General features: G+C 51.2%; 16 protein-coding genes. 6 read left to right on the top strand and 10 right to left on the bottom strand.

Annotated elements, in window-relative coordinates; genetic code table 11:
* Positions 1-39: 39 nt before the first annotated feature.
* The 5 genes from ftsI to mgrB all read right to left on the bottom strand — a co-directional run bounded on the left by ftsI (position 40) and on the right by mgrB (position 3,520).
* A complete protein-coding gene (gene ftsI, locus ABVM99_RS15935; protein WP_052938257.1) occupies positions 40-1,785 on the bottom strand; it encodes a peptidoglycan glycosyltransferase FtsI in 1,746 nt (581 codons plus the stop codon).
* A gap of 219 nt (positions 1,786-2,004) precedes the next feature.
* Positions 2,005-2,214, bottom strand: a complete 210-nt coding sequence (gene cspE / locus ABVM99_RS15930; RefSeq protein ID WP_001062678.1) for a transcription antiterminator/RNA stability regulator CspE — start codon at positions 2,212-2,214, stop codon at positions 2,005-2,007.
* Between the two features lie 12 nt (positions 2,215-2,226).
* Positions 2,227-2,370: a DUF2627 domain-containing protein gene (locus tag ABVM99_RS15925; protein ID WP_001537930.1), complete on the bottom strand. Its 144-nt coding sequence runs from the start codon at positions 2,368-2,370 to the stop codon at positions 2,227-2,229.
* A 648-nt stretch (positions 2,371-3,018) separates the two neighbouring features.
* Complete coding sequence (locus ABVM99_RS15920; protein WP_001667129.1) at positions 3,019-3,306, bottom strand: YebO family protein; 288 nt, start codon at positions 3,304-3,306, stop codon at positions 3,019-3,021.
* 70 nt (positions 3,307-3,376) lie between these two features.
* Entirely contained in the window at positions 3,377-3,520 is a 144-nt protein-coding gene (gene mgrB, locus ABVM99_RS15915) for a PhoP/PhoQ regulator MgrB (protein ID WP_000714547.1), read from the bottom strand.
* Positions 3,521-3,677: 157 nt separating this feature from the next.
* On the opposite strand from mgrB, the gene yobH reads away from it, so the two are divergent.
* Positions 3,678-3,917, top strand: a complete 240-nt coding sequence (gene yobH / locus ABVM99_RS15910; RefSeq protein WP_052938256.1) for an invasion protein YobH — start codon at positions 3,678-3,680, stop codon at positions 3,915-3,917.
* 211 nt (positions 3,918-4,128) lie between these two features.
* On the opposite strand, the gene kdgR is transcribed toward yobH, so the two are convergent.
* On the bottom strand, positions 4,129-4,920 hold the full coding sequence (kdgR, locus tag ABVM99_RS15905) for a DNA-binding transcriptional regulator KdgR (protein ID WP_023194740.1): 792 nt from the start codon (positions 4,918-4,920) through the stop codon (positions 4,129-4,131).
* Positions 4,921-5,095: 175 nt separating this feature from the next.
* On the opposite strand from kdgR, the gene ABVM99_RS15900 reads away from it, so the two are divergent.
* On the top strand, positions 5,096-6,469 hold the full coding sequence (locus ABVM99_RS15900) for an MFS transporter (protein WP_000416139.1): 1,374 nt from the start codon (positions 5,096-5,098) through the stop codon (positions 6,467-6,469).
* 47 nt (positions 6,470-6,516) lie between these two features.
* On the opposite strand, the gene htpX is transcribed toward ABVM99_RS15900, so the two are convergent.
* From htpX to ABVM99_RS15880, 4 genes are all read right to left on the bottom strand, one after another.
* Positions 6,517-7,398 (bottom strand): protease HtpX, encoded by an 882-nt coding sequence (gene htpX, locus ABVM99_RS15895; RefSeq protein WP_000984498.1) that lies wholly within the window; start codon positions 7,396-7,398, stop codon positions 6,517-6,519.
* Between the two features lie 193 nt (positions 7,399-7,591).
* The gene (gene prc, locus ABVM99_RS15890) at positions 7,592-9,640 is read right to left on the bottom strand and encodes a carboxy terminal-processing peptidase (RefSeq protein WP_052938255.1); all 2,049 of its coding nucleotides are present in this window, start codon (positions 9,638-9,640) and stop codon (positions 7,592-7,594) included.
* A 19-nt stretch (positions 9,641-9,659) separates the two neighbouring features.
* The gene (proQ, locus tag ABVM99_RS15885; RefSeq protein ID WP_000431401.1) at positions 9,660-10,346 is read right to left on the bottom strand and encodes an RNA chaperone ProQ; all 687 of its coding nucleotides are present in this window, start codon (positions 10,344-10,346) and stop codon (positions 9,660-9,662) included.
* A gap of 97 nt (positions 10,347-10,443) precedes the next feature.
* Entirely contained in the window at positions 10,444-10,941 is a 498-nt protein-coding gene (locus ABVM99_RS15880; RefSeq protein WP_001518229.1) for a GAF domain-containing protein, read from the bottom strand.
* Between the two features lie 128 nt (positions 10,942-11,069).
* On the opposite strand from ABVM99_RS15880, the gene yebS reads away from it, so the two are divergent.
* The 4 genes from yebS (at position 11,070) to ABVM99_RS15860 (ending at position 16,826) form a co-directional block, all read left to right on the top strand.
* Positions 11,070-12,353, top strand: coding sequence for a membrane integrity lipid transport subunit YebS (gene yebS / locus ABVM99_RS15875; protein WP_052938254.1), 1,284 nt, complete (start codon positions 11,070-11,072; stop codon positions 12,351-12,353).
* Positions 12,322-14,955, top strand: coding sequence for a PqiB family protein (locus tag ABVM99_RS15870; RefSeq protein WP_001529852.1), 2,634 nt, complete (start codon positions 12,322-12,324; stop codon positions 14,953-14,955). The genes yebS and ABVM99_RS15870 overlap by 32 nt, the downstream gene beginning before the upstream one ends.
* Before the next feature lie 77 nt (positions 14,956-15,032).
* Positions 15,033-16,472, top strand: a complete 1,440-nt coding sequence (gene rsmF / locus ABVM99_RS15865) for a 16S rRNA (cytosine(1407)-C(5))-methyltransferase RsmF (protein WP_023194963.1) — start codon at positions 15,033-15,035, stop codon at positions 16,470-16,472.
* A 117-nt stretch (positions 16,473-16,589) separates the two neighbouring features.
* The gene (locus ABVM99_RS15860) at positions 16,590-16,826 is read left to right on the top strand and encodes a YebV family protein (RefSeq protein ID WP_024131167.1); all 237 of its coding nucleotides are present in this window, start codon (positions 16,590-16,592) and stop codon (positions 16,824-16,826) included.
* Positions 16,827-16,900: the final 74 nt, after the last annotated feature.

Below are 16,900 nucleotides of genomic sequence, written 5' to 3'. Positions count from 1 at the left end.
GGCGCAAGTGTAACGCGAATTGCGCCCCGGGAAAATCCTTTACGAGCCCGGAACCGCAACGTGGCTGCCATGCATCACCAGAAGGTGATCTGAATCGGCTGGCATACCGTCTGGCTCAACATTTTCCAGCCGCAGCACATCGCCCATGAGCTGGCTGAATACGGGCGCAGATACCGCGCCGCCATAATAAGCCCCGTTTTGCGGATTATTAATCACCACCACCAGCGCAAACCTGGGGTTACTTGCCGGCGCGACGCCTGCGGTATATGCCACATACTTATCGACGTATTTACCATCATCGCCAATTTTTTTCGCCGTCCCGGTTTTGACCGCAATACGGTAGTCTCTTACTGCGGCTTTTGTTCCGCCGCCGCCAGGCAACGCGACGCTCTCCATCATATGTTCCACCTCGTGCACCAGTTCTTCCGGCATTACCCGCGTGCCGATCACGGGCGGATCAACTTTGGTGATCGATAACGGACGGTAGATACCAAAGCTGCCAATCGTGGCATAAACATGCGCCAGTTGCAGCGGCGTCACCATTAATCCATAGCCAAAAGCGAAGGTAGCGCGATCTAAATCACTCCAGTAACGGCGTTTCGGTAATAACCCGCTGCTCTCTCCGGTGAGACCCAGTCCGGTAGGCACGCCGAAACCAAAGCTTTTATAAGTATCCATTAATTTCTGCACCGGCATCGCCAGAGAAAGGTGAGAAACGCCGGTATCGCTGGATTTTTGCAAAATGCCGGTTAATGTCAGTTCCGGATAGTAACCGACGTCGCGGATACGGTGTCCATCGAGAGTAAAAGGATGGGTATCGATAACGCTGTCCGGCTGCACGATACCCTGCTGTAACGCAGTCATAATGACCAATGGCTTCACAGTAGAACCGGGTTCGAAAGTGTCGCTAATCGCGCGGTTACGAAAATCGTCCAACTGCGCGCCTTCACGGTTGTTCGGGTTGAAATCCGGGTAGCTCGCCATCGAGAGAATTTCACCCGTTGGGATGTTAATCAATACGGCAGCGCCGGATTCCGCTTTGTTCCAGATGACGGCGTTATCCAGCGCATCTTCGGTAACCGTTTGCAGACGTTCATCAATGCTAAGCTGAAGTTCATGAGCAGGAACCGGATTCACTTCCGTAATGTTCTCAATAACGTGACCAAATTTATCTTTACGCACCAGTCGGGAGCCCGGTTTTCCCGTCAGTTGCGCGTTAAAGCTCTTTTCAATACCTTCTATTCCCTGCCCGTCGATATTGGTAAAGCCGATCAAATTGGCCGCTACGTGTCCGGCAGGGTAAAAACGGCGCGACTCTTCCCGCAGGTTAATACCCGGTAGATTCAGTTTATCTATCCATTCGGCTTGCTGGGGTGAAACCTGGCGCGCGAGGTAGATAAAACGGCCAGCCGGGTTACTGTTTACCCGTTCCGCAAGCGTACTGAGCGACAGATGTAAGGCGCTGGCCAGCGCCTGCCAGCGCTCATTGTAGCCAACGCCGCCTTTGCTTATGATAGTCTTCGGATCGGCCCAGACAGCATTAACCGGAACGCTCACCGCTAAGGGCCGCCCTTCTCTGTCGGTGATCATGCCGCGTGGAGAGGCCGTGGTCACTTCACGAAGCGAGCGCATATCTTCTTGTTTCACCAGTTTCGACGGCGTAACAATTTGCAGCCATGCCACCCGCCCTAACAACAATGCCATACTGAGCAGAATGGCAGTGCAAAGTAGTGCAAAACGTATGGGCGTAAAATTACGGGTATCGCCGTCGCTTTTCTTTTTCACCTGATCTCCAGCCGAATCATTTTTCAGGTGATTGATTTAACGGGAAACGGCCGGAAAAACCAGAAAAAACAATGCTAATAACCTCGCGCCTTTGCAACAAATCGCTAACGAGAGCGCATCCAGACACATTTTGAAGGATATTGAATTAAAAAGCCCCGCTTTTAGCGAGGCTTTATATCTGAGGCTGACGCGACAAACGCATCAAATCAGTGGTGTCGATCAGATAGCTGTTACGTTAACAGCAGCCGGACCTTTCTGGCCGTCCTGAATTTCGAACTCAACGTTCTGGCCTTCAGCCAGAGTTTTGAAACCATTGCCCTGGATAGCGGAGAAGTGTACGAACACATCTTTGCTGCCGTCAGCCGGAGTAATGAAGCCAAAACCTTTGGATTCGTTGAACCACTTAACTTGACCTTTAATCTTTGCCATTTGCAAAATTCCTTAGAGTGTTTTCTTTGCCCGTAGGCATAACATAGATAAAACTGAGACATTACTGCTTGAGGCACTAATATAAGGTTCGGCAGAGAAGCGGTATTCAACGTCAACGTGTTTACTCAGGACTTCTTTACTGAAAATGCCACACATAAACAGAACTGTACCTCGTTTAACCCAAAGCCTGTTATCACATACAACGTTAATTATGGCAAGCCATTTTTAAACGTGTCTCGATCCGTCGCACAAATTACGAGAACCTTCACAAATTGACAGCACGTTTATGCAACAAAATTGCGAAAGATATATCCTCACGCGCTGACGGACTCCTGACAACGTCACTGCTGAAAAGCCATTTTTCTACCATAGCTCAATAACTTCGCTTCTTCCAGTGCATCAAATCACATTTAAAAGCTGTATTTTTCATATCACTTTTTATGCTAAGTTATGCATAAATTGTCACAATGATAAAAAACACCTTTTAATCAAAATAATAGAAAAGAAAAGCGATTTTCGACACCGCTTTTTGTGATGTTCTGCGTCTTTACAGAATGCCTTAAAATAATGAACAAACAATGACAATCCATAAAGAGAGAGAAACGTTTCGCTTTTAATAGAGAATGAGCGGTATCACAAAAATGCCATATGTCCATTTGTTATACATATAAAACTATGTTGCATATAAAGCCATATATTATGTAAGGTGTTGATGCTGTAGTATCAGTTGCAAACGGCAACGCGGAGAGATCCGACGGGGAAATGGGGCGTATGGCACTGGCGCCATTTGCGCCCCGGTAAGCATTATCGTTCTGCAACCAGACGAATGATGTCCTCATCCTCTTTTGGTTCGCTTGCCGCTGTTGCGGGTTCCGCTTCTTTTTCTGGTTCGTTTGCTTCGCAAAGGCGACGTAACAACGCGTTTTGCCGCTTCTGTTGATCCAATAACGCTTCGAGCAGTTCTATCTGCTCGTTGGCACGGGAACTTGCCCGGTTGACAAAGAACCAGAGCACCAGCCCCACCACCAGAACCACCATTGATACTATTAAAGATGCAAGAGAAAACGCACCAGAGTTTAAAACGTCGTTCATTTCACCACCTCAATGTAGAGACGTCATTCTACCACTGCTACACGGGAAGGAAATCTCTGGTGTAAAACGTTTACCAGGGAATAAATTTATTGATGGCGCAAATACCGCTGAAAAATTGTACATCCTGATCGCACATGATATTAAACACCTGCGCCCACAGCAACAGGCATACTACCACCACGATGCCGAGAACGACCCATCGAAATTTTTTCACTCCACTCTCCGATCTTACATCTTATGTCGCTAAATTATCATGAGTTACTTAAACCAGGAGTAACTGTAGCGGCATTATATGTTTTTAGGAATGATTCACTTGTTTCAATCAATGTACACGCTACTCTTATTCTAACTAAAAAAGAAAAGAGGTAGTAATGCGTTTGATCATTCGCGCAATTGTATTGTTTGCCCTGGTGTGGATAGGCCTGCTGATGAGCGGCTATGGCGTCCTGGTGGGAAGTAAAGTGAACACTGCGGGGCTGGGTTTACAGTGCCATTACCTGACCGCACGCGGCACCAGCACGGCGCAATATCTCCATACCAACAGCGGCATTATTGGCTTTTCCGACTGTCCCATTTTCAGAAAAATCGCCACCGTGGTGGATAATGGCTAAGCGGCAATAAATAATTTCACAGTGAAACTATCGCCAATAATTCCCCTATATTGGCTGTTGTTCATAAGTACTGTTAAATAATATTTTAATAACCGTTAAATAAGCCGACAGATATTATCTACTTTTACGATTTCATCCCACCCGATGTTATAAAAAAAGCAGCTACATTTTTCGTAGCTGCTTTTTTTTAACGTCATGCTAATAACGTTGCTTAGAAGGGATAATCGTTGTAACCCATTTGTTCAGAAATTTTACGCGCGGCGGCGTGTAACATAGCCACATATTCCTGTAGGCGTTCTTCTGAAAAGCGCAGCGTCGGGAACGAAATGCTTAACCCTGCGATGACTACGCCAAAACGGTCAAATACCGGTACGCCGATACAACGTAACCCTTCTTCCTGTTCTTCGTTATCTTCACCGTAGCCTTGCGCACGCACTTCATCCAACAGCGGCAGCAACGCTTCAGTGCTGGTAATCGTGCGCCCAGTGCTTTGCTTATACTCTACGCCGTCGAGAACCTGCTTAACCTCATCACGGTCGCGCCAGGCCAGAAGCACTTTACCGATGGCCGTACTGTACAGCGGATTACGACGCCCAATACGTGAGTACATCCGCAGATTGTACATAGAGTCAATTTTATGGATATAGACAATGCTGTCTTCATCCAGCGCGCCAAGATGGATAGTTTCTTTTGTCAGACGAGACAGTTCGCGCATCTGAATGTCCGCACTGCGGATGAGATCAACATTTTGCAAAGCTCGCGCGCCCAGCTCAAACAGCTTTAGCGTCAGAGAGTATTTTTCAGACTCCCCCTCCTGAGCCACGTAGCCCAGCGTTTTCATGGTTTGCAAAAAGCGATAAACGGTGCTTTTCGACATCATGACGCGCTGCGATAGCTCGGTAATCCCTATTTCACGCTCTTCACCCAGCGCCTGCAGAATGCCGAAAACTTTCAGCACAGAAGATACAGAATCAGGCTGCTTATCCAGATCTGCGTTTGCCATTTATCACCTCATTACGAGCGTTTTATAAAATTCAGAACGAGTTTTTATTATAATTTCACGCCAGGTCGCCCGCAATCCATCTTTGCTTACTTCGTTACAAATCTGCGACATAACAACTCAGTATTAATGCTAACATTATTATTCAGCTCATAATTCCCCTTATTACAAAATACTTATGGAAAAAACACGGGCCGATGGCCTGCCCCTCCCGCAGAGATATGGCGCTATCCTGACGATTATTATCGGTATTTCGATGGCGGTTCTGGATGGCGCAATCGCTAATGTCGCGCTGCCAACCATTGCGACTGATTTACATGCCTCCCCTGCCAGCTCTATCTGGATTGTCAATGCGTACCAAATTGCCATTGTCGTCTCACTGCTTTCCCTGTCTTTTTTAGGCGACATGTTTGGTTATCGCCGGATCTACAAATGTGGTTTAGTGGTATTTCTGCTTTCATCATTGTTTTGCGCGCTTTCAGACTCGCTGCAGATGCTGACGCTGGCGCGCATCGCGCAGGGATTTGGCGGCGCGGCGCTAATGAGCGTAAACACGGCGCTGATTCGTCTTATCTACCCCCAGCGTCATCTGGGACGAGGCATGGGAATTAACTCTTTTATCGTCGCAGTCTCTTCCGCCGCGGGTCCGACGATCGCCGCAGCGATTTTGTCCATCTCATCATGGAAATGGCTGTTTCTGATTAATGTCCCGTTAGGTATCATCGCGTTAATTCTGGCCATACGCTTTTTACCAGCAAACATCGCCCATGACACTAAGCCGCGCTTTGACTTACCGAGCGCGGTAATGAATGCGCTCACATTTGGCCTGCTGATTACCGCATTGAGCGGATTTGCCCAGGGACAGTCGCTAACGTTGATTGGCGCAGAGCTGCTCGTTCTGGTCGTGGTCGGGTTTTTCTTCGTGCGCCGCCAGCTTTCTTTGCCCGTCCCTTTGTTACCCATCGACTTGTTACGAATTCCGCTTTTTTCACTCTCGATCGGCACGTCAATTTGCTCGTTCTGCGCGCAAATGTTAGCCATGGTCTCGCTACCTTTTTATCTGCAAACCGTGCTGGGCCGTAGCGAAGTAGAAACCGGCCTGTTATTGACGCCCTGGCCGCTGGCAACGATGGTAATGGCGCCGCTGGCGGGATACCTGATAGAACGTCTTCATGCCGGTTTGCTGGGGGCGCTGGGAATGGTGATAATGGCAGCCGGGTTGTTTGCGCTGGTCATGTTGCCAGCCTCCCCCTCCGATCTGAATATTATCTGGCCGATGATCCTTTGTGGCGCAGGGTTTGGCCTGTTCCAGTCGCCGAATAATCACACCATTATCACTTCCGCGCCGCGTGAGCGCAGCGGTGGCGCCAGCGGGATGCTGGGCACGGCGCGACTGTTAGGCCAAAGTACTGGCGCCGCGCTGGTAGCGCTGATGTTGAACCAGTTTGGCGATAGCGGTACGCATCTTTCTCTGCTCGCAGCGGCGATCCTGGCGACTCTCGCGGCGGTGGTGAGCGGTTTACGTATTACGCAACCACGCGTTCAGGCGTAAAAAAAGCGCGTCATTCGACGCGCTTTTCATACTTGCCAGTGGGCTTATTATTTCAGGTACTCACCGCTACGCAGCGCTTCAATGCGTTTATCCAGCGGTGGGTGCGTCATAAACAGCTCGCTTAACGATTTCGATTTACCGTTAATACAAAACGCCATCATGCTGGTCGCTTCTTGCGGCTCGTAGCTGGTTTTCAGGCGCTGCAACGCGGCAATCATTTTTTCACGGCCAACCAGCTTCGCCGATCCCGCATCGGCATGAAACTCACGGTAACGGGAGAACCACATGGTGATGATGCTCGCCAGAATACCGAAGACCAGTTCCAGCACCGTCGCAACGGCGAAATAGATTAGCGGATTACCGTTACTTCCTTCGCCTTCATCGCGGTTGCCGCCCAGAAAACCAGCAGCAATTTGCGCGATAATGCGCGAAATAAAGATAACGAAGGTGTTAACCACCCCCTGAATCAACGTCATCGTCACCATATCGCCATTGGCAATATGGCTGATTTCATGCGCAATGACGGCTTCCGCTTCGTCAGGGCTCATGTTTTGCAACAAACCGGTGCTCACAGCGACCAATGAGGCGTCACGGCGTGCGCCCGTCGCAAACGCGTTAATGTCCGGCGCATGGTAGATAGCAACCTGCGGCATGGCGATACCGGCCTGGCGCGCTTGCGTTGCTACGGTGTTCATCAACCAGCGTTCTCTTTCATTGCGAGGCTGTTCAATAACTTCCCCTCCTACGGATTTTAACGCCATCCATTTGGACATCAGCAATGAAATAAAAGAACCGCCAAAACCAAACAGCAGCGCCATGATCAGCAAGCCTTGCACGCTGCTCGACTGTATCCCTGTCAGGCTCAGAACCAGCCCGAAAACGACCATCACGGCCAGGTTCGTCAGCAGGAAGAGCGCGATTCGCATCATAATTTTCTTTTAACCTCAATTTAACAAAGCGCACTATGCGATTACCCACATCGTATGGGTCTTATGGCTATTTTCAAGCATCACCAGGCGGTAAGTCACGAGAAAAACACAACTTTACATTTTGTAGCATTATCCTGACGACTTCTGCGCTTGTTAAAAAAAAACAGGCACAATTTTTTGTGCCTGTTTAGCGTTACTTATTGGCTGCCGCCTGCTCCGCTGGTTTTTCTTTTTCAAGATGCGCCAGGTCCAGAGCAATCTTTACCGTTTCATCAAGGTACGGGTCCGGCTCCTGGTAATCCTTTGGCAGATCGTCCAGTTTCTTCAGCAACGGTTTACCCTCGCGTTTAAACCGATCGTTAATACGCGCCAGACGCAGAGCGTCTTCTTCATTGTTCTCTTTCTCACGCTGCGCATAATTCAGAGAGACGATGTTGCGCTTATCCTTCATGGCATTGAAACGTGCGATATCCTTCATGATGTACTGAAACTCAGGATCTTTGGCGATACGCGCGTTGTGTTCTTTCAATAATTCCGGGCCAAACGGGGCCAAATCGTCCGATTTCACGTATTTCGCCGCATCAATGCTATCCCACGGCAAGGCGTTATCTTCAAATTTTTCTCCGGTTTCCGTCTCTTCATTGCCAGTCGGCATGATGATATCCGGCGTGACCCCTTTACGCTGCGTACTACCGCCGTTGACACGGTAAAACTTCTGAATGGTGTACTGCACCGAACCCAGCGCAGGCCATTCCGGGCGAAGCATCTGATCGTAAATTCGGTTTAGCGAACGATATTGCTGTACCGTCCCTTTACCGAAGGTCGGCTCACCGACAATCAGCGCGCGACCATAATCCTGCATCGCGGCAGCAAAGATTTCCGATGCCGAGGCACTGAAACGATCGACCAGCACCACCAGCGGGCCTTTGTAGTAGACCACGCCGTCGGTGTCGCTATCCTCACGCACTTTGCCGTTATTGTCGCGCACCTGAACTATTGGACCAGAAGGGATAAACAGACCGGAAAGCGAAACGGCTTCCGTCAGCGCCCCGCCGCCGTTTGAACGCAGATCGATAACGATGCTGTTAACGTTCTGTTTTTCCAGCTTCTGAAGCTGAACTTTGACATCATCGGTCAAGCCAACATAGAAGCCTGGAATATCCAGTACGCCAACTTTTTCCTTGCCGACGGTTTTCACCGACATTTTAACCGCGCGATCTTCAAGACGAATCCGTTCACGCGTCAGCGTGATAATACGCGTTTTCGTCCCTTTACCAGCCGGCAGTATTTCCAGTCGGACCTTGCTGCCTTTTGGCCCTTTGATCAGCGCCACCACATCGTCAAGACGCCAGCCAATCACGTCGACCATCGGTTTTCCGGCCTGCCCTACGCCGACGATACGATCGCCGACGCTAATCGACTTGCTCTTCGCTGCCGGGCCGCCGGCGACCAATGAGTTAATGACAGTATAATCGTCATCCATTTGCAGCACCGCGCCGATACCTTCCAGAGACAGGCTCATTTCGGTATTAAACTGCTCGGTATTGCGGGGAGAAAGATAATTCGTATGTGGGTCGATTTCACGCGCAAAAGCGGTTATCGCCAGCGAGAACACATCTTCACTGTTGGTCTGCGCCAGGCGACGAATAGCGAATTTGTAGCGACGCGTCAGCGTTTCGCGAATTTCTTTGTCGCTCTTGCCGGTGAGTTTCAGACTGAGCTCATCGAATTTCACTTTACCATCCCACAGCGCATTTAGCTCAGCCTCATCTTTCGGCCAGGGCGCTTTACTGCGGTCCAGGTTAAACGTATCGTTTCCGGTGAAATCCATTGGCCGTTCCAGCACTTTTAGCGCGTACTGGTAACGTTCAAACCGGCGCTTTTGCGCCAGGTTATAAAGATCGTAAAAAACATCCAGCTTACCCGTGCGCAGCTCATCGCCCAACACGGTTTTCTTTTTCGCAAACTGCTCGACATCGCTCGCCAACAAAACGTTGTGGCTATAGTCGAGAAGATTCAGATAGCGATCAAAAATCTTTGCCGAAAATGCCTCATCCAGATCGAACTGGCGATAGTGGGAGCGGGTAAAACGCGACGTTACGCGCTCACTCACCGTCGCATGTTGCGTCTCTTCCTTTAGTACGGGAATTTGATCGGCACGCGTAATATCTTCCACGGCGAAGGACTGGCCTGCTAATGCAAGCAGGCCAGCTAACGCGGTAAGCCTAAAAAAAGTGTTCATGCCAGGCCTGGCCTCCGTTTCAGAACACCAGGTGTTCTGCGCGTACAATCAAAGACATACCCGAATTCAGCTGTACACGGACACCATCTTTGGTGATTTCTAATACGGTGGCATCCATCGCATTATTACCCGCTTTCACCTTGAGGGACTGCCCTACGGTCAATACTGAAATATCAGAAACCGGCGTGTGCTTCTCTTCGCGAGGCGCACGCGGCGCTTTCGTCGTCGGTTTATCAGCGCGAGGTTTACGTTCAGCGCCTTCTTTACGACGCGCTACCGGGCGAGGTTTACGCTCGCGTCGCGGCGCGTCTTCTTTTTCGCCAGCCGCCGCGGCAGCTTCGCGTTTTTTCGCTTGCTGCTCTGCGCGCTGCGCCTGAACACGGGCTTTGGCCTCTTCAAGCTGCTTACGCGCATGTTCGACATGCTGTTCTTCCAGCTCGCCGCACGGATTGCCATCAAGGTCGACGCGCGTTGCGCCCGGCTTAACGCCGTACAGGTAACGCCAGCTTGAAGTATAAAGACGTAAAGCGGAACGAAGTTGCGTTTTGCTGAGGTTCATTTCGCCCCCAACTCGCTCTACCAGATCCTGAAAAATACCAATTTTCAGCGGGCGAGCTTCGCCTTCCGCACTAAAACAGTGAGGAAAACGCTCGGCCAGAAACGCGATAACTTCTTTACTGCTATTCAACTTAGGTTGATTTTCCATGAAATTTCCTGATTACAACGGACGTAGCCAACAAGCAGCAGGCATGAACAGGCGTCATTATAATGACGCCATCAGTAATTGCTACGTTATCCGTTGATTATCCTGCGACGCTCGCAAAGAATTTTTTGTAATCCGTCGTTGCAAGCACGGTTTCAAGCTGTGCGACCAGCGTACGCAGGCCGTGTTCATCTTCTTCGGTAAAACGGCCAAACGCCGTGCTATCTATATCCAGCACGCCGATAATCCGTTCGCCAACCGTGACAGGCAGCACAATTTCGGCGTTGCTGGCGGCATCACAGGCAATATGGCCGTCAAACGCATGAACATCATCAATACGTTGAACCTTATTCTGCGCTACCGCTGCGCCGCACACGCCGCGACCAACCGGAATCCGCACACAGGCGATTCGCCCCTGAAACGGCCCCAACACCAGCGTATCGCCTTCGAGGAGATAAAATCCCGCCCAGTTCACCTCGGTAAGACGTTCGAACAGTAGCGCGCTGGTATTCGCCAGCGTGGCCAGAAAGCTGGTTTCACCTGCCATTAACGACTGAAAATCGCGGTTTAACGCCGCGTATAGTTCTGTTTTGCTCATTATATAATCACTTCGTGGTCTTACTCCTAAACACAGGCTATTAAAATAAGCATTAAATGCGTTCTTGCTCAAGATTATTCCTGTCATGAGTTAAGATTACATTATTCTAACACTTTGATTCACGATACATGGCTCTGAACACCTCACACGTCACGCCAACAAAAAAGCTAACGATCAGGTCAATTAGCGAAGCGCTGCCGCGCAGTCACTACCAGCGCTGCCCTGAATGCGACATGCTGTTCAGCTTGCCGGAGATGAGCGCTCATCAAAGCGCTTATTGTCCTCGTTGCCAGGCCAAAATTCGCGATGGGCGCGACTGGTCGTTGACGCGGCTGACCGCGATGGCGGTAACCATGCTGCTATTGATGCCGTTTGCCTGGAGCGAACCGTTACTCCATATCTACCTGTTGGGTGTACGCATTGATGCCAATGTGATGCACGGCATCTGGCAAATGACGCAACAGGACGATCCGTTAACCGCCGCAATGGTGCTCTTTTGCGTGGTGGGCGCGCCGCTTATTCTCGTTTTTTCAATTGCTTACCTGTGGTTTGGCAGCCTTCTCGGCATGAATCTGCGTCCAGTCCTGCTGATGCTGGAAAAACTGAAAGAGTGGGTGATGCTGGACATCTATCTGGTCGGTATTGGCGTTGCCTCTATCAAAGTGCAGGACTATGCCTTTCTGCAGCCGGGCATCGGGCTTTTAGCGTTCGTCTCGTTGGTGGTTCTTAGCATTCTGACTATGATTCATCTGAATGTGGAGCAACTATGGGAACGATTTTATCCGCAGCGCCCTGCTCAACGTGCGGACGAAAGATTGCGCGTCTGTCTTGGCTGCCACTTTAGCGGCTATCCGGATGCGAAAGGACGCTGCCCGCGTTGTCATATTCCGCTACGGTTACGCAGAAAACAGAGCATACAGAAGTGTTGGGCGGCCTTGCTGGCGTCTATTGTCTTTTTGCTGCCGGCAAACCTGCTGCCTATTTCGGTAATCTACATTAATGGCGGGCGTCAGGAAGATACTATCCTGTCGGGCATTATGTCGCTTGCCAGCAGCAATATCGCCGTCGCCGCCGTCGTTTTTATCGCCAGTATTTTGGTGCCGTTTACCAAAGTCATCGTGATGTTTACGCTACTGTTGAGTATCCATTTTAAATGCGAACAGGGACTGCGGACGCGAATTCTGTTGCTGCGTCTGGTGACATGGATAGGCCGCTGGTCGATGCTGGATCTTTTCGTTATCTCGTTAACCATGTCTCTGATTAATCGCGATCAGATTCTGGCTTTTACTATGGGACCGGCTGCGTTTTATTTCGGCGCAGCGGTAATTTTGACTATTCTTGCAGTGGAATGGCTGGATAGCCGCTTACTTTGGGATGCACATGAGTCAGGAAACGCCCGCTTCGAAGACTGAAGCGCAAATTAAAACCAAACGCCGTATTTCACCTTTCTGGCTGCTACCGCTTATCGCGCTAATGATCGCAGGGTGGCTAGTATGGGATAGCTACCAGGATCGCGGCAATAGCGTGACTATCGATTTTATGTCGGCGGACGGTATCGTACCAGGCCGGACTCCCGTTCGTTATCAGGGAGTAGAAGTCGGCACCGTGGAAGATGTCAGCCTGAGCAAAGATCTGCGCAAAATTGAAGTTCGCGTCAGTATCAAATCAGATATGGAAGATGCGTTGCGCGAAGAGACGCAATTCTGGCTGGTGACGCCCAAAGCCTCGCTGGCGGGCGTTTCCGGCCTGGATGCGTTGGTCGGTGGGAATTACATCGGTATGATGCCAGGTAAAGGCAAGCCCAGAGATCATTTCGTCGCCCTGGATACACAGCCTAAATACCGGCTTAGCAACGGCGATCTGATGATTCATCTCAATGCGCCGGATCTCGGTTCGCTTAATAGCGGTTCACTGGTCTATTTCCGTAAAATCCCTGTCGGACGGGTGTATGACTATTCGATTAACCCTAACAAACAGGGCGTGACGATTGACGTTCTGATTGAGCGACGGTTTACCGATCTGGTGAAAAAAGGCAGCCGTTTCTGGAATGTCTCCGGCATTGACGCCGATCTAAGCCTGAGCGGCGCGAAGGTGAAACTGGAAAGCCTCGCGGCCCTGGTCAATGGCGCGATTGCGTTTGATTCGCCGGACAATTCCAAACCCGCCGCCCAGGATGACACGTTCGGCTTATATAAAGATTTAGCCCACAGCCAACGAGGGGTAATCGTTAAACTTGAGCTGCCCAGCGGAGACGGTCTGAAGGCGGAATCTACGCCGCTCATGTACCAGGGACTGGAGGTGGGTGAGCTTTCTAAACTGACGCTCAACCCTGGCGGTAAAGTCACCGGAGAGATGACCGTCGATCCCAGCGTTGTTCCGCTGATGCGGGAAAATACGCGTATTGAGTTACGCAATCCCAAACTGTCGCTGAGCGACGCGAATATCAGTTCGTTGTTAACCGGAAAAACCTTCGAGCTGGTGCCGGGCGACGGCGAACCGCGCAGTGAATTTGTGGTGGTGCCGGGTGAAAAAGCCCTGCTGCATGAGGCGAATGCCTTAACCCTGACGCTGACAGCCCCGGAAAGTTACGGCATCGAACCGGGCCAGCCGTTAATTTTACATGGTGTAAAAATTGGCCAGGTCATTGAGCGCAACTTATCCAGTAAAGGCGTGTCATTCACCGTCGCGATTGAACCGCAGCACCGGGATTTGGTACAGGGCGACAGTAAATTCGTGGTCAACAGCCGGGTGGATGTCAAAGTCGGCCTTGACGGCGTAGAGTTCCTCGGCGCCAGCGCCAGCGAGTGGATTGACGGCGGAATTCGTATTTTACCCGGTACGAGCGGGAAGATGAAATCCACCTACCCGCTCTATGCTAACCTGGAAAAAGCGCTGGAAAATAGTCTCAGTGACTTACCGACTACCACCCTGACGCTGACAGCCGAAACGTTGCCGGATGTCCAGGCAGGTTCCGTCGTGCTGTATCGAAAATTTGAAGTAGGCGAAGTCATCACCGTTCGCCCACGCGCCAATACCTTTGACATCGACCTGCATATTAAGCCGGAATATCGCCACCTGTTAACCAGCAATAGCGTGTTCTGGGCGGAAGGCGGCGCGAAGGTGCAACTTAACGGCAGCGGCCTAACGGTACAGGCCTCGCCACTCTCCCGCGCGCTGAAAGGGGCCATTAGTTTTGATAACCTGAGCGGCGCCAGCGCTAGTCGGCGCAAAGGCGATAAACGCATTCTTTATGCTTCAGAAACCTCCGCTCGCGCGGTAGGCGGACAAATTACGCTGCACGCGTTCGACGCCGGAAAATTGGCGGAAGGGATGCCCATTCGTTACCTCGGTATTGATATCGGCCAGATCCAGACGCTGGAATTGATCACCGCACGTAATGAAGTGCAGGCAAAAGCCGTACTTTATCCGGAGTATGTACAGACATTTGCCCGCGCCGGGACACGTTTTTCCGTTATCACGCCACAAATTTCCGCGGCGGGCGTCGAGCATCTGGATACGATTCTCCAGCCCTATATTAACGTTGAGCCAGGACGCGGCGCGGCACGGCGCGACTTTGAACTGCAGGAAGCCACGATTACCGACTCACGCTATCTGGATGGGTTAAGCATCGTCGTGGAGGCGCCAGAAGCAGGCTCGCTTAATATTGGTACCCCCGTCCTGTTTCGCGGTATCGAAGTGGGAACCGTCACCGGAATGTCCCTGGGGTCGCTCTCCGATCGCGTGATGATCACCTTGCGCATCAGTAAGCGTTACCAATATCTGGTGCGTAATAACTCCGTATTCTGGCTTGCCTCCGGCTATAGTCTCGACTTTGGTCTGACAGGCGGCGTGGTGAAAACGGGGACATTTAATCAGTTCATCCGTGGCGGTATCGCCTTCGCTACTCCACCAGGTACGCCGCTGGCGCCAAAAGCGCAAGCCGGTAAGCATTTCCTGTTACAAGAGAGCGAACCGAAAGAGTGGCGTGAATGGGGTACCGCTCTGCCACGTTAAACACCCGGCTCCGGCGTACTCGCGCCGGAGCGTTTTATGCTACACTGCGCGCCTGTTTTTTTGCCGGCGATACACCTGTGGCTCAACACGCTGTCTATTTTCCTGACGCTTTTCTGACGCAAATGCGTGAAGCAATGCCTTCCACGCTCTCTTTTGATGAATTTATTTCGGCCTGCCAACGCCCGTTGCGCCGCAGTATACGCATCAATACGCTTAAAATATCCGTGGCTGATTTCCTTGCCCTAATCGCGCCCTACGGCTGGTCGCTCACGCCAATTCCGTGGTGTCATGAAGGATTCTGGATCGAGCGCGATGATGAAGAGGCATTGCCGCTTGGCAGTACCGCTGAGCATTTAAGCGGCCTGTTTTACATTCAGGAGGCCAGTTCGATGCTGCCGGTCGCGGCCCTGTTCGCCGATGATAATCATCCGCAGCGGGTCATGGATATGGCGGCAGCACCTGGCTCCAAAACCACGCAGATCGCTGCCCGCATGGGGAACCGCGGCGCCATTCTGGCCAACGAATTTTCGGCCAGCCGCGTCAAAGTTCTGCACGCTAATATCAGCCGATGTGGAATCGCCAATACCGCACTGACGCATTTCGATGGCCGCGTATTTGGCGCTGCGTTACCGGAGATGTTTGACGCTATCCTGCTGGATGCGCCCTGCTCTGGCGAAGGCGTAGTACGTAAAGATCCTGATGCGCTAAAAAACTGGTCGCCAGAAAGCAATCTGGATATCGCGGCGACACAGCGGGAACTGCTCGACAGCGCTTTTCATGCTTTACGACCCGGCGGCACGCTGGTCTACTCCACCTGCACGTTAAATCGCCAGGAAAACGAAGCGGTCTGCCTCTGGCTGAAAGAGACCTACGCCGACGCCGTTGAATTTTTGCCGCTGGGTGATCTGTTTCCTGACGCTGACCGCGCCCTCACCCCGGAAGGCTTCCTGCACGTCTTCCCGCAAATTTACGACTGCGAAGGATTCTTTGTCGCACGTCTGCGTAAAATGTCATCCCTTCCAGCCATGCCCGCGCCGGGGTATAAAGTGGGGACGTTTCCTTTTACCCCCCTCAAAGGCCGCGAAGCATTACACGTTAGCCAGGCGGCCAACGCCGTCGGACTGCTATGGGATGAAAATCTCCATCTTTGGCAGCGTGAAAAAGAGGTCTGGCTGTTCCCGGCAGAGATTGAATCACTGATCGGAAAAGTCCGTTTTTCCCGGCTCGGCATTAAGCTGGCCGAAAGTCATAATAAAGGCTATCGTTGGCAACATGAGGCGACGATAGCCCTTGCCTGCCCGACTCATGCTCACGCGTTCGAACTCTCTGCGCAAGAGGCGGAGGAGTGGTATCGCGGTCGGGATATTTATCCGCAAACACCCCCTGCCGCTGATGATGTCCTGGTGACGTTCCAGCATCAGCCGCTTGGTCTGGCAAAACGTATCGGCTCAAGAATAAAGAACAGTTACCCGCGTGAACTGGTGCGGGATGGCAAACTCTTTACTGGTAATAGTTAAAAGGCGCACAAAAAAACCGCACTTTTTGACTGGCGCTTTTGCGTACGTTGACTACGCTGAAAAATGGACGACTAAACTGGTCGTACCACAATTAGCGTATTAACGGAGAGCACGATGATGAAAACCAGTGTGCGCATTGGCGCTTTTGAAATCGACGATGCCGAATTACATGGCGAATCGCCGGGGGAGCGAACGTTAACAATTCCCTGTAAATCCGATCCGGATTTATGTATGCAACTGGACGCCTGGGATGCCGAAACCAGCGTTCCCGCCATTCTCAACGGGGAACATTCCGTTTTGTTCCGTAATCATTACGATCCTAAATCTGATGCCTGGGTCATGCGTCTTGCCTGACTCAAAAAGAACCCGTCGCCAGGCGGGTTATTTATTCTTCCTTTTCTCATTTCCCCCCTGCGCTAACCTCTCCT

Source organism: Salmonella sp. SJTUF15591 (assembly GCF_043356435.1).
In the GTDB taxonomy this organism is placed as follows: domain Bacteria; phylum Pseudomonadota; class Gammaproteobacteria; order Enterobacterales; family Enterobacteriaceae; genus Salmonella; species Salmonella enterica.
This window is presented reverse-complemented; position numbering and strand designations above follow the sequence as displayed.

Bases quoted from the DNA above. Each gene is read 5' to 3' on its own strand.
- cspE (WP_001062678.1), bottom strand. From the start codon at position 2,214: ATGGCAAAGATTAAAGGTCAAGTTAAGTGGTTCAACGAATCCAAAGGT.
- ABVM99_RS15925 (WP_001537930.1), bottom strand. From the start codon at position 2,370: ATGTGTGGCATTTTCAGTAAAGAAGTCCTGAGTAAACACGTTGACGTT.
- ABVM99_RS15920 (WP_001667129.1), bottom strand. From the start codon at position 3,306: ATGAACGACGTTTTAAACTCTGGTGCGTTTTCTCTTGCATCTTTAATA.
- yobH (WP_052938256.1), top strand. From the start codon at position 3,678: ATGCGTTTGATCATTCGCGCAATTGTATTGTTTGCCCTGGTGTGGATA.
- kdgR (WP_023194740.1), bottom strand. From the start codon at position 4,920: ATGGCAAACGCAGATCTGGATAAGCAGCCTGATTCTGTATCTTCTGTG.
- ABVM99_RS15900 (WP_000416139.1), top strand. From the start codon at position 5,096: ATGGAAAAAACACGGGCCGATGGCCTGCCCCTCCCGCAGAGATATGGC.
- htpX (WP_000984498.1), bottom strand. From the start codon at position 7,398: ATGATGCGAATCGCGCTCTTCCTGCTGACGAACCTGGCCGTGATGGTC.
- prc (WP_052938255.1), bottom strand. From the start codon at position 9,640: ATGAACACTTTTTTTAGGCTTACCGCGTTAGCTGGCCTGCTTGCATTA.
- proQ (WP_000431401.1), bottom strand. From the start codon at position 10,346: ATGGAAAATCAACCTAAGTTGAATAGCAGTAAAGAAGTTATCGCGTTT.
- ABVM99_RS15880 (WP_001518229.1), bottom strand. From the start codon at position 10,941: ATGAGCAAAACAGAACTATACGCGGCGTTAAACCGCGATTTTCAGTCG.
- yebS (WP_052938254.1), top strand. From the start codon at position 11,070: ATGGCTCTGAACACCTCACACGTCACGCCAACAAAAAAGCTAACGATC.
- ABVM99_RS15870 (WP_001529852.1), top strand. From the start codon at position 12,322: ATGAGTCAGGAAACGCCCGCTTCGAAGACTGAAGCGCAAATTAAAACC.
- ABVM99_RS15860 (WP_024131167.1), top strand. From the start codon at position 16,590: ATGAAAACCAGTGTGCGCATTGGCGCTTTTGAAATCGACGATGCCGAA.